Here is a 14504-nt window from a genome sequence, read left to right on the forward strand (position 1 = left end):
GCGGCTGACTTTTGTGGTATGAAGGAAAGAGAGAAGAGAACGAGAGGATGATTTCAATGGAAAAAAAGGCGACGGCCTTTTTCGTCCTTAGATCTTTGTTCCTCTCTCCTTCTTTTTTTATTTCATGAGCAAGGAGTAAATAAAGAGTGGAAATTAAGTATTTAAATACTGCGTATAACATTCACAAAAAATATTCCAAATTAGCCTCTAGCCCGAAAGCCCGTTGATAAGGTACTATATTACTAAGAAGTATGAGAGTCTAATGTACCAAACATAAAATGTAGGGTGTAGACAGATAGCGATACACCGATAATCTGAATGCAGAACGGAAAGGGAACGAGGAAAGGGGCCGGGACATATGGCGATGGATGATAAAAAGGGAATTCTTTTGGAGAGCGGCACGAATGAACTAGAAATTATCGAGTTCGGGATTGCAGGTGAAACATTTGGTATTAATGTAATTAAGGTACGTGAGGTTATCAATCCTGTACCGGTAACGCGGACGCCGAAGATGCATCCGCACGTTATGGGAATCATTCAGCTGCGCGGCGAGGTGCTTCCTGTAATCAATCTGGCGAAAGCGCTGGGCTATCCGCCGTCCGAGCATCCGGAACAAGACAAGCTAATTATTGCTGAGCTGAATCAGATGAAAGTAGCCTTCTATGTGCACTCTGTGTCGCGCATTCATCGGATTTCCTGGGAGCAGATTGAGAAACCGTCCGAATTGGCACGTGGTATCGAAAGCAGCACGACCGGTGTGGTAAAATTGGACGATCGCTTCATTCTGCTGTTGGACTTCGAGAAAGTGGTGGTAGATATCAGTCCGGAAACGGGCATTAATATGGGTCAACTGAAAGATTTAGGCTCTCGCTCTCCATCCACCAAACGTGTGCTTCTTGCGGAAGATTCCGCTATTTTGCGCAAGTTGATCGAAGAAACTCTGCACGAAGCCGGTTATGTACATGTTGAAATATGCCAGGACGGAAACGAAGCGTGGAATTACCTCGAGCATCTTGTTCGTACCGGAAAGAATGTAGTCGATCATATCCAATTGGTGATTACGGATATTGAGATGCCGAAAATGGACGGCCACCACTTGACAAAGCGTATCAAAGAACATCCGGAGTTGCGCAAACTGCCGGTGGTTATCTTCTCCTCGCTCATTACGGACGACTTGCGTCATAAAGGCGAGAAAGTAGGAGCGGACGCACAGGTTAGTAAACCGGAGATCGGCAACCTCATAAAGATTATCGATCAATTGGTTTTATAATCGTAAGCACACAGCGATAAAACCAGACGGTTCGGGCCATACTATAGGCAGCGTTTGGCAAAGGAGGAACAGCAATGACCGACCGAAACAAACGACAAGCGGCTGAAATGACGCATCCGCGCAGCCAACCGTCGCGCCTGGATCAGTTTGGCCGGGACGGCCAGATTCCGCTTACAGGCCAGGAGCCGCCGAAGACGATATCCATGGCTGAAGCGGAAGAAGAAAAAGAATGAAAAGTCGTTTCTAGAGAAAGGAAAGCCCTGCGGCCAAAAAGTGTGCCGGAGGGCTTTTCTGCATCGTTTTCTGTAAAAATCATGAAAAAGGAAAGATGGAAAGAGGAAATAAGATCCAGGGAAGAAAAAGGCTTTCGCCTTTTTCTACATTATTAAAATCCTGTTCTCGTTCTTTCCGCTTTTTTCTTTCTTATCACAGAATTAAGCCGCTCTTCTCATGATTTTCATAAAGCGACAATTCTGCTTCGTGCATAGAGAGAGCCAGGTTAGTAGGAATACGTCACGGTCACGGAAATTCCCACTTTCAGCTCACCCGGATACACCCGGCTTCCGCTGCTCTCTTCCTTTGCCGCATCGCTCATGCTGCCTGTGCGCGGCAGGTTGTATAGATATACCGGTGGAGCTGGTGCTATGCCGTCCGTAATCTGTACCGTTTCTTTTATTTTCACGCCGGCGCGTTTGGCCATTCGCTCTGCTTTAAGTCTGGCGTTGTCAAGCGCCGCATCCATGGCGTTCATCCGGTATTCTTCAATTTTTTCAGAACTGAACGAAACGTTTTCGATCCGGTTGGCTCCCGCCGCCGTCGCTGCATCGATTAGCTGACTGATGCCTGCCAGGTTCCGATACTTTACCTGGACGATTTGCTCTACCTGGTATCCTTTGAGCTCCTGTTTATTATTTTCCCAGGAATAATCGGGCATGGTGACAAAGCGGACGGTTTGAATGTCCGCAGCGGGAATATTCAGCTTTTCCAGTGCACTGTGGATAGCCTTGAATTGTTTGGCATTTTTCTCCTGGGCTTCGCGTGCGGTCTTTCCGGTAGTATGAAGACCAAGCTGAACATAAGCGATATCCGGCTGAACGACAACCTCTCCATATCCGGTTACCGTGATGGTACGAAGCGCAGCCGTGCTTGTACTTGCAGCATTCATCTGCGGCTCAGCAGCGTAAGCGGCAGGGGCGGTCAGTGCACCGGTGAATAAGGCGGCGCCAAGCAGTACGGCGCAGCTGAGTGGCTTGAAGCGTTTAACGGTAGTCATGTTTTTCCTCTCCTTTGTCCATATGGTAACTATATGGACGGATCGGCCGCGAAGAAAGTTGCGAGCGCTTAAATAAAGAAAGCCTGCCTATACCGGTATTCGGAAACGGTGTATCTGTTCCCATAACCCTTCCTGTACCAGAACTTCTTTTTGTTTATCACCGATTAAGTCAAAGTGTGGAAATCCCTTACGCATATGCAGGTGTTTTTGCTCCAATCCATAGGTCTGTCCCCATTCCAGCAGGGTGTCCAGGTTGGCGCAGCCCGCTTTGGTGACCGTTTTGATACCCGGATAGCGCGGGTGCAGCCAGAAGTGGGTTAAGAGCGCCACTTCACCTCGCCCGACCTTCGTTTTCCAGGCGGCAAGCTCTGCGCGTGTAATGCCAAAAGCCATGTTTGTTCCCTCCTTACCTTAATATTATATCGAAAAAAACAAATAAAAAGTGTTCGCTGGATAGTGAAGCGGCTACCCGAATAAGGGGAACGTTTTTCTTTCATTATAGTAGGGAAATTTCGTGTGAATGGAGGACTGTTTTGATAAGATAGTATAATAGTGTAAGAAGCTTTCGTGCAAAACGGTGCGAAAGCAGGAGACTTTGCGTTTGTAAGGAGGCGTTTGCAATACACATTGTAGATGAGCGAAAAACCGAACGGGCGATTCTCGTCGGCTGCTACCGGAAAAACAGCGACCGGCGCTATTTTGACCTGTCGATGGAAGAGTTGGCGGAATTGACGAGAACCGCGCAGGCAGACGTCGTCGCCGTGTTGACCCAGGGGCGTGATCAGGCGGATGCGCGTTTGTATGTCGGTAAGGGCAAAGTAGAAGAAATCAATCGTCTGGCGGAAGAATTGGAAGCAGACCTGATTGTTTTCAACGATGAGCTGACGCCGATGCAAATTCGTAACCTGGAGCAGGTCATCGAGTGCAAGGTTATCGACCGTACACAGCTTATCCTTGACATTTTCGCCCAGCGTGCCCGTTCACGGGAAGGCAAGTGGCAGGTCGAGCTTGCTCAATTACAGTACCGTCTGCCGCGCCTGACAGGAAAAGGGGCGGAACTGTCCCGTCTTGGTGCGGGTATCGGCACACGGGGGCCGGGAGAGACGAAACTGGAGTCGGATCGGCGCCATATTCGCCGTCGAATCAGCGAGATTGAGGCACATCTGGCAGAGGTCAAACGACATCGCCAGCTATACCGCGATCGGCGCAAGAAAAACGAGGTATTCCAGGTTGCCATCGTCGGCTACACGAACGCAGGCAAGTCAACAATCTTGAACCGTCTGACCGATGCGGGTATTCTCGAGGAGGACAAGCTGTTTGCCACGCTTGATCCGACCTCACGCCGTGTGCGGCTTCCGGGTGGTGAGGAAATTATCGTAACCGACACAGTTGGCTTTATTCAGAATTTGCCGCACCAACTGGTGGCTGCCTTTCGTTCTACGCTTGAAGAGGCGGCTGAAGCAGATTTAATTCTGCAAGTGATTGACGCCTCCCATCCTGATTATCAAATTCATATGGAAGTAGTGGACGAAGTGCTGGCCGAGCTGGGAGCCGGAGCCATTCCGCGCCTGACTGTCTTCAATAAGATGGATGCCGTAGAAGAGCGGCCGATTGCAACGATTTCGGGATCGGTGCTGTATATTTCCGCGCACCGAGAGGACGACATAGAACGCTTGCTTGCGGCGGTGGAAGCGCATATCGAAAGCGGGTACAGCCGCTACCTGCTGCGCCTGCCAACGGCACGCAGCGACCTGTATGCCCTTGTGCACCGCAATCTTCACGTTCTCCGTGAAAACGTCGATGAAGACGGCATGTATTATGAGCTTGAGGCGAAAGGAAAACATATCGAACAGCTTTCGTCCGAGCTTGCAGAGTTTATTATTTAAGAGCGTATAGAAGGGACAGATAACGTGTTTTCGTATTTAAAGCATGGAGAGAAATTAGCACCGTATGTTGAGCAGGTGGAAGCAGAAATCGGCCCGCGCCTGCGTGAGATCGAGAGAATGGCTGACTACAACCAATTTAAAGTACTGCGAGCGTTTCGCAAACATCAGGTGAGTGACTTTCATTTTGCGCCGTCGACCGGATACGGGTACGACGATATGGGGCGTGAAACATTAGAAAAGGTCTATGCAGACGTATTCGGCGGTGAGGCGGCGCTCGTGCGCACGCATATCCTGAGCGGTACGCATGCGATTGCGATTGCGCTGTTCGGTATGCTGCGCCCGGGTGACGAGCTACTGTACATTACCGGTGCGCCGTACGATACATTGGAAGAAATTGTCGGGGTACGCGGTCACGGCAAGGGATCGCTCAAAGAATTCGGTGTGGGCTACGCCGTAGTGCCGCTGACGGCGGAAGGCGAAATCGATAAACAAACGATCGCCCGCTCGATACATACAAATACGAAAGTAATCGGCATCCAGCGTTCGCGCGGGTATGCGGATCGCCCGTCGTTTACAATCGCAAAAATTAAAGAAATGATCGCGTTCATCAGAGGCATTCGTCCGGACGTCATTGTGTTTGTGGATAACTGTTACGGTGAGTTTACCGAGGAACAGGAGCCACTCGAAGTAGGGGCCGACATCATGGCCGGCTCACTCATTAAGAACCCGGGCGGGGGTCTGGCCAAAAGCGGCGGCTATATCGTCGGACGCGCCGACCTGGTGGAGATGGCTTCATATCGCATGACTGCACCGGGCTTAGGGGCCGAGGTTGGCTCGACACAGAGCGGACTGCTGGAAATATTTCAAGGGTTTTTCCTCGCACCCCACGTGGTAGGAGAAGCGTTGAAAGGCGCGGTATTCACGGCCGGACTCCTGCAAAGATTAGGTTTCAAGACAAATCCGAGTTGGGATGCGCCGCGCACAGACCTTATTCAATCCGTCGAATTCGGCACGGCTGAAGGCCTCGTGACGTTCTGTCAGGGCATTCAGAAAGCGGCCCCGGTTGATTCGCATGTGGTACCGCAACCGGGCGATATGCCGGGATATGCCGATCAGGTCATTATGGCTGCCGGTACGTTTATTCAGGGTTCGAGTATCGAACTGTCTGCCGACGGTCCGATCCGCCCGCCGTATCTCGGATTTGTGCAGGGTGGTCTGACCGCTTCACATGTCAAGGTGGGTGTGCTGACCGCGCTGGACGGGATGATCGAGAAGAATTTGTTAAAAATCTAAAAAAGTCTAAAAAAAATGTGTAAATTTATCTAACATGTATTGACGAGGAAAGTTAACATATGTAGAATAAGAACCAAGGAAGCAAGGAGATTCACCGGCGAAAGGAGATAAAGAAATGAAAGATGATATTCGCCGCAATATGGCTCTTTTTCCGATAGGAATCGTGATGCAGCTGACAGAACTAACAGCGCGTCAGATCCGCTACTATGAGCAGCAGAATCTGATTTCTCCGGCGCGTACGAAAGGAAATCAGCGCCTGTTTTCCTTTAATGATGTAGACCGCCTGCTGGAAATCAAATCGCTGCTTGAGAAAGGACTTAATATTGCCGGCATCAAGCAAGTGCTTGCGATGAAGCAGGAAGGCAAGCGAGTCAGCAATATGCTTTACGAGAAAGTCGAACAGGAACGCAAAGAAATGTCCGACCGCGAGCTGCGTGATTTTCTGAAGCAGCAAATGTTTACGACCCGGCCGGGGCAAACACCGCTTAATCGGGGGGAGCTTTCCCGCTTCTTCCATTAATGAATCATCTATAAAAAATCATATGGGAGTCTCCTTGCTGAGGAGAGATCTTAAGGAGGTTGTTTGGAGATGGCAGCAAAGTACACGAAAGAAGACATTTATCGCTTGGTCAAAGAAGAGAATGTAAAATACATCCGCCTGCAGTTCACTGACCTGCTCGGCACGATCAAGAACGTAGAAATTCCGACGAGCCAGCTGGAAAAAGCGCTCGATAACAAAATGATGTTCGACGGATCGTCTATCGAAGGATTTGTGCGCATCGAAGAATCTGATATGTATCTGTATCCGGACCTCGATACGTTCGTTATCTTCCCGTGGACAACGGAAGACGGCAAAGTTGCTCGCTTTATTTGCGACATCTACACTCCGGATGGTCAACCCTTCATGGGAGATCCCCGTCAAATCCTGAAAGCCGCGCTGAAAGACATGGAAGATCTGGGTTTCACGTCTTTCAACCTTGGACCGGAGCCGGAATTCTTCCTGTTCAAGCTTGATGAACATGGCCAGCCGACGAACGAGCTGAACGATCAGGGCGGATACTTTGACTTCGCGCCGCTCGATCTCGGCGAGAACTGCCGCCGTGATATCGTACTGACACTCGAACAAATGGGCTTCCAGGTAGAGGCGTCTCACCACGAAGTGGCGCCGGGTCAGCATGAGATTGATTTCAAATACGCAAATGCGGTCGAAGCGGCTGATCAAATCCAAACGTTCAAGCTTGTTGTAAAAACGATTGCCCGTAAACACGGTCTGCATGCCACATTTATGCCGAAACCGCTGTTCGGAATTAACGGCTCCGGTATGCACTGCAACCTGTCTCTGTTCTCCGGCGACAAAAATGCATTCGAAGATCCGTCTACAGAGCTTGGCTTGAGCGAAACGGCAATGCAATTCCTTGCAGGCATCATCAAGCACGCACGCGGCTTTGCTGCCATCACCAATCCGACAGTCAACTCCTATAAGCGTCTGGTTCCTGGTTATGAAGCGCCTTGCTATGTGGCATGGTCTGCGAAAAACCGCAGCCCGCTGATTCGTATCCCGGCTTCCCGCGGTTTGAGCACCCGTATCGAAGTGCGCAACCCGGACCCGTCAGCGAACCCGTATTTAGCACTGGCCGTTCTTCTGGCAGCAGGGCTTGACGGTGTGAAAAACAAACTGCAAGCTCCGCCGGCAACAGATCGCAACATTTATGTAATGAACGAAGCAGAGCGCAAAGAAGCCGGCATCGACAACCTGCCTGCAACGCTGAAAGAAGCGATCGAAGAGCTGAAAGCGGACGAAGTTATCAGCGCCGTACTGGGTGAGCACGCGCTTGAGCACTTCGTAGAAGCGAAAGAAATCGAATGGGATATGTTCCGTACAGCGGTTCATCCGTGGGAACGCGAACAATACATGAATTACTAATTCAAACTGGTTTTCGAAAGATCAAATCAAAATCCCGGCAGCGATATGCTGCCGGGATTTTTTGCGGTATTACTCGTTCCATGCCCAGTGCAGCCAGCCTGAAAAAGCGGAAACAGCCGTAATGACAGCGACAGCAAGGAAGAGAGTACCGGCATATACATAATCACTCTTTGACGTTACGGGAGTGTGATAATACGTACGGTTGCGCGAACCGTCAAATCCTCTGGCTTCCATTGCGATCGCCACCCGTTCCGCCTTGCGGATACCCTGGGTGAACAGAGGAAGTGTATAGCGGGCAAATGATTTTAACTTCCCCTGCGCATGAAATCCTCGGATTTTATGTGCGGCTTTCATCTGCGCAAGCTCACTTTGAAACAGAGGTACAAACCTGAGACCTGCCAGCAGTCCGTATCCCCATTTGGGCGAAAGGCGATACTGGTGAATTAAACTCATAACCAGCTGTGTCGTATCGGTAGTGGATGTGAACAGCAGACCGTACGTAACGAATCCGAGCATGCGAAACGCAATCGTCAGACCATGGTAGATGCCTTCTTCCGTGATGCGGAACCAGGCAAATTGCCCAAGGACATGTTCGCCTTTGCCGAAAGCGGCCAGCATCCAGAAGACCAGCAGGAAAAATCCGAGATACGGTACAATCCGCTTTCTTATATACCGCATGGTCCATCCCCCGAACATGACTCCAACGATGATGGATAGTAGCCAGAGCAGAGCGGAAGTAATCGGATCGGCAATCATCATGAGAAACAGCATAACGGCTAAATGGGCAGTCAATTTTACAGCCGGATTAACGCGAGCCAAACGGGAGCGGTTGGCATGCATCATGGCGCATCCTCCTTTCCCATTCATAGTGAAGCGGCCGCATCAACCCCGGCAGAGAAGCGCCGGAAGAGAACAAGTCGTACGGGGCACCATTAAATTGAATCGTACCGTCTGCAATCCAAATGACACGGTCTGCGTACCGGTCCACCAAATCCATATCGTGTGTGACCATGACAATGGCGGTTCCTTGTTTTTTTCGCTCTTCCAAACGAGCGAGTAATTGGGCAGCGGTGGCAGCGTCCTGTCCGAACGTTGGCTCATCTAAGAGGAGCACTTTCTGATCAAACAAGAGCATTGTCGCCACGCTCAACCGTCTTTTTTGGCCCTGGCTTAGCATGAACGGATGATGATCGCGATGCGCATTCAGGGTGAACTCTTGCAACAGGCGGTTCGTTTTGTCTGTAAGGACATGTTCGTCCCATTGACGAACGCGTCCCCCGAATGCCACTTCATCGTATACCCGATCTGTGACGAACTGCAGCTCCGGATTCTGGAATACGAAGCCGACCTGTTCGTACAGCTTTTTGGCCGGCCACTTGCGGATGGGTCGCTCCTGAAAGTATACCTCCCCGTGTTTTCCTTTTTCCAATCCGGCGAGCGCTTTTAACAGTGTGCTTTTTCCAGCGCCGTTCTCACCGATAATGGCCGTCCATTCGCCTTGCCGAAGCGAAAACGAAACATGTTCAAGGATATTGGTTTTGCCGTAGCCGATGGTCAGATCGCGTATGGTGTAGATGTCCGGCTCTACCGCCCCTTTCGACCTGGCCCGCGTCTCGCTTTGCTTCAGCTTTTCGCGCCACCCGATCTGCAGCGGATGGGAAGGGGCACAGGCCTCTTCTAGGGTATGAGGGAAGAGACGGGGCCGCCAGATACCGGCGGCCTCCATTTCTTTTTCGTACCGGGTCAGTACGTCTTTTGGTGCACCCTCCCCGATGATGCGTCCTTGGGCATCAAACAGGATGACACGATCCATCCAGTCAATCAAACCATCCAGTACGTGCTCGATGAATACCATGGTCATTCCTGTATCCGATACCGATTTGAGCAGTGTGAACACATCCTGTCGTCCCTGCGGGTCAAGCTGTGCCGTCGGTTCGTCGAAGAACAGTACATCCGCTTCGAGTGCCAACAGGCATGCGAGCGCCAGACGCTGCTTCATTCCGCCGGACAGCGTCTCGATCGGCGTATCCTTGGGCACAGACAGACCCGCCTGTGCCATCGCTTTTTCAATACGGCCGTTCATTTCATCCCGCGGAATGCGGCGGTTCTCCAGGCTAAACGCAATCTCATCACCGACAGTCAGCATGCAGAATTGGGCATCCGGGTCCTGAAACATTATGCCGACGGATTCAGGGCGTGTCACCTCGCCCTTTACTTCCGCTTCAATCGCGGCGGGAATAATTCCTGACAGCACAGACAGGAGGGTGGATTTTCCGCAGCCGCTTGGCCCGAGCAGCAGTACTTTTTCGCCACGTTGAATCGAAAGGCTCAGATGTTGCAGCGTGAAGGAGGGAGCATCGTAGAAACGGACCGAAAGATTGTTACATCCTAGATACGGAATCATATCCTTCACCACGTTGCTGTCTGCGCTGCCGCATCATTTCGTACTGCTGAAGAATGCCGGTTTTCGCCAGCGATTCGGCTATCAGTTTTCCGAGTACTCCTCCGAGGATAGCGCCGCTGGCTATTCGCAGTGCAAACGTAGCCGCGAGTACACCCGGAGTATAATAGCCGAAGCCATTGGCCAGCAGGCTGTAGATCATGCTGCCGACCGCAGCGAGTACACCCGAGAGCATGAGGACGGGCAATGAATACTTCTTATAGCCGAACAGGAAAAAGGCCAATTCGGCGCCCAGTCCCTGAAAGAATCCGATTAACAGCGAAGAGAGACCAAAGTGGCTGCCCGTGAATACTTCAACGGCCGCCGCCGCCAGCTCCGCAATCAGTGCGGCGCCCGGTTTGCGTACAATATAAGCGATCAACGGACTCGCCACCACCCAGACACCGAACATCACTTCAGCGCCGACCGGTCCTATCAGCGCCGAGATCGGAAGCCAGAGGGTAGACCAGCCAAGGTACAGCACGCCGCACGCGATGGACAGTACGACGGTCAGTACAACTTCCCGCATTTTCCAACTCATCGTTTCATCACCTGTCCCAACTCAACCGGCCAGGTTTGCTTTGTATACGCCATATCCCAGAAGAGGTATTCCAACTGGCAACTGGTAAGGAAATGCTGCTTCATTTTTTCTTTCTCCATTTCATTGGCCTCTTCCGCCCAGCGGTCAAGCCGTGCGCAGAATCGATCGGTCAGCACGTTCATGGATGCCTCGCCATAAAAAGTAATCCATTCATAGAACGGGTGCGAAGGAGTGGGATTGACTTCTTTAAGCAGCTTTTGTCCGATTTCAAGATATGTCCACGGGCACGGCAGAAGCACTGCGATGATTTCTCCGAGCGTACCTTCATGCGCGACCGTCAGCATATGGCGAATATAATGGCTTGCATTCGGCGCAAGCGGATAGCCCTGCACATCTTCATAACGGACGCCCGCTACGCGGCACAAGTTGTTGTGGGGATGGGCTTCGCCGTGCAGTACGAATGAGATCTGCTCGGCAAACATCGCCATGTCTTCGCGTTTCTCGCATTTAGAGATGGCGATGCCGTAGATGCGGGCGAAGGCGTTGAGATATTCAAAATCTTGTTTTACATAATGGATGATGGCTTCTTTGTCCAAATTCCCATCGGCAATGCCCCGCACGAATGGGTGAGCGAAGATGGCCTCAAAGATTGGATCGGCATCCTGGCGAAGCTGTTGGGTAAATGTCATCATATAAATTCCTCCTAACAAATCAATTTTTTCAGAGAAGAAAGTGCTCCACCGGTCCCTTGCCCCAATAAAAAGCCGCTCTACAAGTAGAGCGGCATGCGAGACAAAGAATAACGCGCCATCACAACCAAATTGGAATGGCCAGTCGTCATGCCACTTCCCTACGCTGGTATAATCCAGATCAGGTTCGAAGGGATCAAGGCTACTGCGCCTTATCTCAGCCGTTACGGCACCCCCAGTGGACTTTCCTATGAAATTATCCGTAGAATAACAGGTTCGGGCTGACCTGTCAATGCTGTAAAATGCAAAAAGATAGACGATGAAATTTTTCGAATAAACTATCTTGTCGGCGGTTTTGCTTGACGATGTGCAAGGACCTCTTGTAACCTGTTGAAAGATTAAATATCAATGAGGGAAAAATAGAGAGGAAGATGCAGCGTGACGTGGGAGATTTTGAACATTATCGGCACAATGGCGTTTGCGCTGAGCGGCGCGGTGGTGGCGATGGAAGAAGAGTATGATATATACGGCGTATTCGTGCTTGGCATGGCGACTGCATTCGGTGGCGGGATCGTGCGGAACTTTCTTATCGGTATTCCGGTGCCTACGCTTTGGGAGCAGGGAACGCTGCTATGGACAGCGTTACTAACCATGCTGGTGTTCTTCTTTCTGCCGGTAAAGTTAATCGCATACTGGCGTCGCTCGGAGGTGTTCTTTGACGCGATTGGTCTCGCGGCATTTGCTGTGCAGGGCGCGTTGTATGCGACGCAGCTCGATCGTCCGTTGAGCGCAATCATCGTGGCGGCGGTAATGACAGGCATCGGCGGCGGCGTGATTCGCGATGTGCTGGCGGGTCGGCGTCCGATGGTGCTGCAGGAAGAAATCTACGCTGTATGGGCGATCGGAGCCGGGCTGTGCATCGGCACGGGGATTGTAGACATTGGAGATTCCGTACAGTTGTATGGGCTGTGCGTTGCGATTGTTGTGCTGCGAGTGTTGTCTGTATTCTATAAATGGAAACTGCCGCGTCGTTCTTTGCATAAAGCGGTGCAGTAAACTACAAACCCCGGCCTGGTGTCAATGACATAAGGCCGGGGTTTCATTTGCTTGCTTATCGTCTTTGATTTTCCGAATCTTTCAATTGCTGTTGTAATCTTAATTTTGTGTACGATTTGTAAAAAGTCAGAAAAACAGAAACTTGCTTTATTCTTATTTCGTATAGGAAATTGTAATAACGTAGACTTTGGCTCCCTTCAAAATGATTGCGTTTAAAGGTTTGCAAAAATATACGGATAATGGAGGGAATAGAAATGAATATAGTTTTTACTGAGCTTACGTGCAGAAGTTGCGGCGTTAAATTAACAGAATATGAAGCAGAGGAAAAAGATGCGCTATGCATGGAATGTTACAATGAAAAGAACGCTGAAGTTTTAGCGGGAATGAACTAAGCCTGTTATAATTTTATAGAGTGAAAAGGGAGCCATTGTGCTGGAATGTACAAACCTGCCTCTATACCGGCATGCCATGCAGGCGGCAACTGGTATGCCGGTATTTTATTGTAACGCTGACCCATTATGTGTACGAATCGCTGCCTGTACTGAAGAATATCCTCACCCCAAAATCAAGCCGCGATCTATTGTAAAATTGAAGCCCCCGCTTCAGCGATTGCCCGCTCAGTGGGGAAGTATTCATGGAATTACTGTTTTAAATCCGACAAACGTTCACGCAGATAATGATTTCTCTTCACAATAAAACGGGTGATGTACTCCGATTCCGCATCAAATTTCTGGATGTCTTTTTTCTTATAGTCATCTCTTACAAGATAAGGACGAATAGAATTCATTAGCGAATGAATCTTAGGTTCAAGTGATTCTAGAGTGAACGAAGTTTCAAGTATTTCTTCAAGAAGTTCACAATACCTGGATCGAAAATGTGGAACGTCGAGAAGCCGTGCGGAAAGAGTATTATATCCCTCAATTGGAACATAATCATGCTCCATCATCTTCCCCTTACAGTCCCTTCCCCATGTTCCATCATAGTCCCAAGGAATAAGTTCAAATAAGCCTGTCTGCTTATTATGGTATAAAGCATAGTTATGGACAAACCCGTCATAATTCTGAGTGCAAACCGCTCCTGCTAACCATCGGAAGTACTTATCTACATCAATATAATAAGCAATCTCTTTACTAAAACTTGAACGCGGTATGGTGTTAATCTTATAAATCAATTCACGCAGAAGTTCGTCATCTGATTTGGTGCCGCATTTTCGTTCATAACCGGATTCAAGTGTTTTTTTTGCATCATTATAATGATGGCTCACTAATGAAAAATTTGCGTCATTATTAATTGCATAATAAACCGGCCCTAAAGGCAGCCCTCTTTTCTGGAGAAATAGCTCATTTACGGATTCGAGTTGCAAATAGACTCCTAAAAATTTCCCGTTCAGGGTGAGCAGAACATGTTGAGCGCGTGGTGAAAGAACGCCAATCGTCCGAAAAAAGTCCAGGGAGAGTTTATTTCGGATTAAAGAAGGATCAGCGTATTCAGCGTTTAGATGGATTTCCTGCTCTCCAAATAACGAGGCATGTTTTATAAAACGTACATAATAGGATTTTTTTGGGAACTTACGGGTAAGCGAACCGCGATAGGCAAAATCGATTTCATATTTCATATTGTTTGTTTTCAGTTTAGCCGGTACAGGCTCATCGCACCATATATCTCTCCGCAACTCATGTAAATCCTTCGGATGAATGTATAGATAATAGTGTGGTATATCACTAGTTTTAGTAATTACCATATATTTCTTCCCTCCGTTTTTATTGATTACATTTTATGTAAGGAGAGAAAGATAGGTTACAAAAACTGGGTAGTTGATTGATTTTTATATAAGTCCACACTATTTTTTTGTTCATCCATAAAATATTATACCTGCCAATTAAGTAGGGAATCTGCAAAAAGGGGTGTTTATTATGAGGACATTGACACAGGAGGAAATCCGTGAAGTTATTTCTGATAGTGCAAATGCCGAGTTAGTAGAAATGTTTATGCGAAGAGAGCCAGTTGAGATAGATAAAGAGCCAACAGCCGCAGGAAAGCACAGTAAAGGCCGCCATCATTCTAAAGGTCGCCATCGTTCTAAAGGCCGCCGTCATTCTAAAGGCCGCCGTCATTCGAGCGGTCGCCGTCAT

Annotated in this window: 15 protein-coding genes and 1 riboswitch; of the genes, 8 read left to right on the forward strand and 7 right to left on the reverse strand. The window is 49.4% G+C overall.

Annotated features, from left to right (window positions below):
• The first annotated feature begins 364 nt into the window (after positions 1-364).
• Positions 365-1270: a chemotaxis protein gene (locus B2899_RS16730; protein ID WP_146809994.1), complete on the forward strand. Its 906-nt coding sequence runs from the start codon at positions 365-367 to the stop codon at positions 1268-1270.
• A 74-nt stretch (positions 1271-1344) separates the two neighbouring features.
• Positions 1345-1503, forward strand: a complete 159-nt coding sequence (locus tag B2899_RS16735) for a hypothetical protein (protein ID WP_170230227.1) — start codon at positions 1345-1347, stop codon at positions 1501-1503.
• Positions 1504-1769: 266 nt separating this feature from the next.
• On the opposite strand, the gene B2899_RS16740 is transcribed toward B2899_RS16735, so the two are convergent.
• Together B2899_RS16740 and B2899_RS16745 are read right to left on the reverse strand one after the other, a co-directional pair.
• Positions 1770-2543, reverse strand: coding sequence for an SIMPL domain-containing protein (locus B2899_RS16740; protein WP_286887270.1), 774 nt, complete (start codon positions 2541-2543; stop codon positions 1770-1772).
• Positions 2544-2630: 87 nt separating this feature from the next.
• Positions 2631-2936, reverse strand: coding sequence for a hypothetical protein (locus tag B2899_RS16745; RefSeq protein WP_146809984.1), 306 nt, complete (start codon positions 2934-2936; stop codon positions 2631-2633).
• Between the two features lie 233 nt (positions 2937-3169).
• Here B2899_RS16745 and hflX point away from each other — a divergent pair, with 233 nt between their 5' ends.
• The 4 genes from hflX (at position 3170) to glnA (ending at position 7646) form a co-directional block, all read left to right on the forward strand.
• Positions 3170-4429: a GTPase HflX gene (gene hflX / locus B2899_RS16750; RefSeq protein ID WP_286887277.1), complete on the forward strand. Its 1260-nt coding sequence runs from the start codon at positions 3170-3172 to the stop codon at positions 4427-4429.
• 24 nt (positions 4430-4453) lie between these two features.
• Positions 4454-5722 carry an aminotransferase class I/II-fold pyridoxal phosphate-dependent enzyme gene (locus B2899_RS16755; RefSeq protein WP_286887271.1) on the forward strand — a complete coding sequence of 423 codons (1269 nt, stop codon included), beginning with the start codon at positions 4454-4456 and terminating at the stop codon, positions 5720-5722.
• A 115-nt stretch (positions 5723-5837) separates the two neighbouring features.
• On the forward strand, positions 5838-6242 hold the full coding sequence (locus B2899_RS16760) for a MerR family transcriptional regulator (protein WP_146809987.1): 405 nt from the start codon (positions 5838-5840) through the stop codon (positions 6240-6242).
• A 69-nt stretch (positions 6243-6311) separates the two neighbouring features.
• Complete coding sequence (gene glnA, locus B2899_RS16765) at positions 6312-7646, forward strand: type I glutamate--ammonia ligase (RefSeq protein WP_146809988.1); 1335 nt, start codon at positions 6312-6314, stop codon at positions 7644-7646.
• 69 nt (positions 7647-7715) lie between these two features.
• On the opposite strand, the gene B2899_RS16770 is transcribed toward glnA, so the two are convergent.
• From B2899_RS16770 to tenA, 4 genes are read right to left on the reverse strand one after another with little or no spacing between them, the layout of a single operon-like run.
• Positions 7716-8486 carry an energy-coupling factor transporter transmembrane component T family protein gene (locus tag B2899_RS16770; RefSeq protein ID WP_146809995.1) on the reverse strand — a complete coding sequence of 257 codons (771 nt, stop codon included), beginning with the start codon at positions 8484-8486 and terminating at the stop codon, positions 7716-7718.
• A complete protein-coding gene (locus B2899_RS16775; protein WP_286887274.1) occupies positions 8452-10050 on the reverse strand; it encodes an ABC transporter ATP-binding protein in 1599 nt (532 codons plus the stop codon). The genes B2899_RS16770 and B2899_RS16775 overlap by 35 nt, the downstream gene beginning before the upstream one ends.
• Positions 10028-10627 (reverse strand): ECF transporter S component, encoded by a 600-nt coding sequence (locus B2899_RS16780; protein ID WP_286887275.1) that lies wholly within the window; start codon positions 10625-10627, stop codon positions 10028-10030. Before B2899_RS16780 ends, B2899_RS16775 begins: the two co-directional genes overlap by 23 nt.
• Complete coding sequence (tenA, locus tag B2899_RS16785) at positions 10624-11316, reverse strand: thiaminase II (protein WP_146809996.1); 693 nt, start codon at positions 11314-11316, stop codon at positions 10624-10626. Before tenA ends, B2899_RS16780 begins: the two co-directional genes overlap by 4 nt.
• Positions 11317-11457: 141 nt before the next feature.
• Positions 11458-11563, reverse strand: a riboswitch (TPP riboswitch).
• 191 nt (positions 11564-11754) lie between these two features.
• On the opposite strand from tenA, the gene B2899_RS16790 reads away from it, so the two are divergent.
• On the forward strand, positions 11755-12372 hold the full coding sequence (locus B2899_RS16790) for a trimeric intracellular cation channel family protein (protein WP_146809991.1): 618 nt from the start codon (positions 11755-11757) through the stop codon (positions 12370-12372).
• A gap of 640 nt (positions 12373-13012) precedes the next feature.
• Here the strand turns inward: B2899_RS16790 and B2899_RS16795 are convergent.
• The gene (locus B2899_RS16795) at positions 13013-14107 is read right to left on the reverse strand and encodes a CotH kinase family protein (RefSeq protein WP_218029548.1); all 1095 of its coding nucleotides are present in this window, start codon (positions 14105-14107) and stop codon (positions 13013-13015) included.
• Between the two features lie 178 nt (positions 14108-14285).
• Here B2899_RS16795 and B2899_RS16800 point away from each other — a divergent pair.
• Positions 14286-14504 (forward strand): hypothetical protein (locus tag B2899_RS16800; RefSeq protein ID WP_414631791.1); only part of this gene is annotated, 219 nt, incomplete at its 3' end.

The organism is Aneurinibacillus sp. UBA3580, from assembly GCF_002375825.1.
In the GTDB taxonomy this organism is placed as follows: domain Bacteria; phylum Bacillota; class Bacilli; order Aneurinibacillales; family Aneurinibacillaceae; genus Aneurinibacillus; species Aneurinibacillus danicus.

Coding starts and splice junctions, on each gene's coding strand:
- B2899_RS16760 (WP_146809987.1), top strand. CDS start 5,838: ATGAAAGATGATATTCGCCGCAATATGGCTCTTTTTCCGATAGGAATC.
- B2899_RS16775 (WP_286887274.1), bottom strand. CDS start 10,050: ATGATTCCGTATCTAGGATGTAACAATCTTTCGGTCCGTTTCTACGAT.
- B2899_RS16730 (WP_146809994.1), top strand. CDS start 365: ATGGATGATAAAAAGGGAATTCTTTTGGAGAGCGGCACGAATGAACTA.
- glnA (WP_146809988.1), top strand. CDS start 6,312: ATGGCAGCAAAGTACACGAAAGAAGACATTTATCGCTTGGTCAAAGAA.
- B2899_RS16780 (WP_286887275.1), bottom strand. CDS start 10,627: ATGAGTTGGAAAATGCGGGAAGTTGTACTGACCGTCGTACTGTCCATC.
- tenA (WP_146809996.1), bottom strand. CDS start 11,316: ATGACATTTACCCAACAGCTTCGCCAGGATGCCGATCCAATCTTTGAG.
- B2899_RS16770 (WP_146809995.1), bottom strand. CDS start 8,486: ATGCATGCCAACCGCTCCCGTTTGGCTCGCGTTAATCCGGCTGTAAAA.
- B2899_RS16735 (WP_170230227.1), top strand. CDS start 1,345: ATGACCGACCGAAACAAACGACAAGCGGCTGAAATGACGCATCCGCGC.
- B2899_RS16745 (WP_146809984.1), bottom strand. CDS start 2,936: ATGGCTTTTGGCATTACACGCGCAGAGCTTGCCGCCTGGAAAACGAAG.
- B2899_RS16740 (WP_286887270.1), bottom strand. CDS start 2,543: ATGACTACCGTTAAACGCTTCAAGCCACTCAGCTGCGCCGTACTGCTT.